A 4,049-nucleotide genomic window follows, 5' to 3' on the forward strand; every position below is an offset into this window, starting at 1 on the left:
ATGCTGTTGTCGGCTGCGAGCGCGAGCAGGCGATGATCGATACCGACGCGCATCGCGCTGCGCGCTGCTGGCGCGCGCCGGAGCTCGAATTGCCGGGAGCGGTGAACTGATGGCAGCTCCGGGCATAGACCACGGCGTGCTCGCGGTTCGCGATCTACGCATCCTGTTCCCGACCCGCGACGGCCGCGACACGGTCAAGGCGATCGACGGCATGGATTTCGAGGTGCGGGCGGGCGAGACCTTCGGCATCATCGGCGAATCCGGTTCGGGCAAGACCACGCTCGGTCGGGCGCTGGTGTCGCTGCTGCCGCCGACGGAAGGCCAGATATTGCATGACGGCACCGATCCGTCGGCGCTCGGGACTAGTGCCTTCCGCAAGCATCGCCGCGACTATCAGATCATTTTCCAGGACCCCAACGCCGCACTCAATCCACGCATGACCATCATCGATAGCGTGGTCGAGCCGATGGAGATCATGCGGGAGGGTAATGCGGAAACGCGACGCCGCCGCGGCATCGAGGTGCTGGAGCGTGTCGGCCTGTCTTCGGAAGCCGCGGACCGCTATCCGCATCAGCTTTCCGGTGGCCAGAAGCAGCGCGTCAATATCGCCCGCGTGCTGACGCTGCGGCCCAAAGTGATCGTCTGCGACGAGGTGGTGGCCGCGCTCGATGTCTCCATTCGTGGCGACGTCCTCAATTTGTTTGCCGACCTGCAGCGCGAGTTCGGCCTGACCTATGTTTTCATCACTCACGATATTTCAGTGGTGTCGCATATCTCCGATCGTATTGCCGTGACCTATCTTGGCAAGCTGATGGAGCTCGGTCCGGCGGAAGAGGTAGTCGAACATCCGCTGCATCCCTATACGCGCGCGCTGCTGTCGGCGGAGCCGATCCCGCTGCCGTCGCATCTGCGCGTCGATCGCCGCATCATTCTCGAAGGCGAAATTCCGAGCCCTGTTGCACCACCTTCCGGCTGCCGCTTCCGCACGCGTTGCCCATCGGTGCAGCCGCGCTGCGTCACGGAAATCCCGGAATGGCGAGAGGTCAAGCCGGGACATCGTGTTGCTTGCCACTTTGCCACCGCCGATGGGCCGCCACCGAATAATCAGAAGACGCTAAACGCGTCATCATCATTGGGAGAAACGACATGCGTGTGATCGATCTCGGCTCGCGGCAATTGCGCCGTCGCGATATTCTCGCGCTGATGGGCGGCGTGGTTGCAGCCGGTGCGCTCGGCATGCCGGCTTTTGCGCAAGAGGCCAAGAAGGGGGGCGTGCTGAAGGTTGGCGCTCCGGCCAATCCGTCGTCGCTCGATCCCGCGACCGGCGGCGCCGGCTCCGATCACAGCATTCTCTGGACCATGTATGACACTCTGGTGGAGTGGGACTACGACACGCTGAAGCCGAAGCCCGGCATGGCGAAATGGGCGTTCCCCGATCCCAAGACCATGGTGCTGGATATCACCGACGGCATCAAATTCCATGACGGTACGGCGCTGGATGCCGAAGCTGTCAAGTTCAACCTGGAACGCAGCCGCTCGGACCAGCGTTCGAACGTCAAGCCCGATCTGTCGAGCGTGGAGGCGGTCGAGGTGACCGGCCCGCTGCAGGTGACCCTGAAGCTGAAGAACCCGGATACCGCACTCCCTGCAATTTTGTCCGATCGTGCTGGCATGATGGTGTCGCCGACAAACATCAAGGCGCTGGGCAACGAGACCGATCGCAAGCCGGTCGGGGCAGGGCCATGGAAATTCGTCAAATGGAACGACAATGAGATCATCGTCGTCACCCGCCACGAGAACTACTGGCGCAAGGGCCGTCCCTATCTGGACGGCATCGAGTTCAATATCATCACCGAGAATGCCACAGCGTTGCGATCGGTGGTCGCAGGCCAGAACGACATGGCGTTCCAGCTGCCGGCGCGCCTCAAGCCGGTGATCGAGCGCGCCAAGAACCTCGAAACTGTGACCTCGCCGACGTTGTATTGCGTGCAGCTCTATTTCAACTATGCCCGCGCCCCACTCGACAATGTGAAGGTCCGGCAGGCGATCAATTTCGCCTTAGATCGCGATGCCTTTGTTAAAGCGACGTTGAGCGGTCTTGGCGAGCCCGCGCGGATGACGCTGCCGAGCTCGCATTGGGCCTTCAACAAGGCCGTGGCCAATACCTATCCGCACGATCCCGAGAAGGCGAAGAAGCTGCTCGCCGAAGCCGGCTTCAAGGATGGGCTCGAACTCACCATCGGCGGCTACACGGATCAGGACTCCGTCCGTCGCGGCGAGGTGATCCAGGAGCAGCTTGGCAAGGCTGGCATCCGCCTGAAGTTCACCCGCGGCACCATCGCCGAGATCAGCGCGCAGTTCTTCGCCACGGAGAAGAAGTTCGATTTGCTCGTCTCAGCCTGGACCGGTCGTCCCGATCCCAGCATGACCTATGCACTGGGTTTCGATCAGGGGGCTTATTACAACGCCGGCCGCACCGCCGATCCCGAGCTGTCGAAACTCATCAAGGAAAGTCGCGAGAGCGAGGACCTGGCCAAGCGTGCAGAAGTTTTCGCCAAGATCCAGAAGATCACGGTGGAGACCGCGCTCTCAGCCCCTCTGGCATTTCAGTTCGAACTCGATGCGCTGTCCGCCAAGGTCAAGGGCTTCAAGCCCAACCTGCTCGGCAAGCCGAAGTTCGAAAATATCTCCCTCGGATAACGCGCCGGGGCCGCGCATGGCGCGGCTCCTGCCTCCGGAGTGAACCGCTCTATGAGACATTCAGCACGGCTCCGTATCGTCGGTCGTCGCCTGTTACAGGCGATTCCGGTGATCGTGTTGTCCACCTTCATCGTGTTCGGTCTGCTCAAGCTGGTGCCGGGCGATATCGCCGTCACACTCGCTGGCGACAATGCGTCCGACCAGCGCATCGCGGAGATCCGCGAAATCTACGGGCTTAATCAACCCTTCCTGGTGCAATACGGCGCGTGGCTGTTCAAGGCGTCGCATGGTGACCTGTCGAACTCGCTGATCTCCAACGAGGCCGTTCTGGCGTCAATTCAGCGCTGCCTTCCGCATACGTTGCTGATCGTCGCGCTGGCGCTCTTGATTGCGCTCACCGTCGGCATCCCGCTCGGCATCGCCGCCGCAACCAAACCCGGCTCATGGATCGATAGCACCGTGATGGCGATCGCTTCGCTCGGCGTGGCCGTACCAAACTTCTGGCTAGGTATGCTGTTGGTCGCGTTCTTCGCGCTGCAGCTCAACTGGTTGCCGGCGACTGGGGCTGCATCGCTGATGAAGGATCCCTGGGCTGCACTCAGTCACGCCATTCTGCCAGCGGTCGCATTGGCGTCCGGCGGTATTGCCGAAGTCGCGCGGCAGCTGCGTTCGTCGCTGGTTGAGATCCTGTCGTCTCAACAGGTCCGAACGCTGCATGCCAAGGGATTGCCTCCATCCTCGATCCTGTGGCGACACGGCTTAAAGAATGTCAGTGTCAATCTGCTCACTGTCGTCAGCCTGCTCGCCAACCGCATGCTGGCGGCGACCGTGGTCGTCGAGGCCGTTTTCGCCATTCCCGGCATGGGCGGCCTGATCGTCAATGCGGCCATGAATCGCGATTTCCCGGTGGTGCAGGGCGTCGTCTTCACCATGGTGCTGATTGTTGTCAGTCTCAACCTGCTGACTGACATTCTCTACAGCGTCCTCGATCCGAGGATCTCATCATGACCGACGCTGCTTTGACCCTGCCGCAACCGCGGCGCCCGCGTCGTCTCGCGGGCTTCGGTCGCTGGCTGCTGACCGATATTCGCGGTGCAGTGAGCCTCGGCTTCTTGGTCGCACTGATGTTGATCTCGGTGTTGGCGCCTTGGATCTCGCCTTACAAGCCGACGGCGCAGGATCTCGATGCCTCGCTGGCGACCATGTCGGTGCAGCACTGGCTCGGCGCCGACGATCTTGGCCGTGATACGCTGAGCCGGCTGATCCATGGCGGCATGGCATCGCTCTATGCCAGCTTCCTCGCGGTTGCCATCGCGGTGCTGATCGGTGTCCCCGTCGGTGTGCTTGCC

At 61.9% G+C, this 4,049-nt stretch carries 3 protein-coding genes and 1 pseudogene; all 4 read left to right on the plus strand.

Annotated elements, in window-relative coordinates:
* Window positions 1–109: 109 nt before the first annotated feature.
* Window positions 110–1,156 (plus strand): ABC transporter ATP-binding protein, encoded by a 1,047-nt coding sequence (locus ACIQ2A_RS25605; protein WP_398484835.1) that lies wholly within the window; start codon window positions 110–112, stop codon window positions 1,154–1,156.
* A complete protein-coding gene (locus ACIQ2A_RS25610; RefSeq protein ID WP_398484837.1) occupies window positions 1,147–2,700 on the plus strand; it encodes an ABC transporter substrate-binding protein in 1,554 nt (517 codons plus the stop codon). Before ACIQ2A_RS25605 ends, ACIQ2A_RS25610 begins: the two co-directional genes overlap by 10 nt.
* Before the next feature lie 51 nt (window positions 2,701–2,751).
* Complete coding sequence (locus ACIQ2A_RS25615; protein WP_398484839.1) at window positions 2,752–3,708, plus strand: ABC transporter permease; 957 nt, start codon at window positions 2,752–2,754, stop codon at window positions 3,706–3,708.
* Window positions 3,705–4,049 (plus strand): annotated as a pseudogene (locus tag ACIQ2A_RS25620) (ABC transporter permease); the annotation flags it as partial. The gene ACIQ2A_RS25615 and the pseudogene ACIQ2A_RS25620, both read left to right, overlap by 4 nt.

The sequence above is a fragment of the Tardiphaga sp. genome (genome assembly GCF_044336785.1).
GTDB lineage: Bacteria > Pseudomonadota > Alphaproteobacteria > Rhizobiales > Xanthobacteraceae > Tardiphaga.

What these genes read in the sequence shown, in the direction of transcription:
- ACIQ2A_RS25605 (WP_398484835.1), top strand. Translation starts at nt 110, where the DNA reads ATGGCAGCTCCGGGCATAGACCACGGCGTGCTCGCGGTTCGCGATCTA.
- ACIQ2A_RS25610 (WP_398484837.1), top strand. Translation starts at nt 1,147, where the DNA reads ATGCGTGTGATCGATCTCGGCTCGCGGCAATTGCGCCGTCGCGATATT.
- ACIQ2A_RS25615 (WP_398484839.1), top strand. Translation starts at nt 2,752, where the DNA reads ATGAGACATTCAGCACGGCTCCGTATCGTCGGTCGTCGCCTGTTACAG.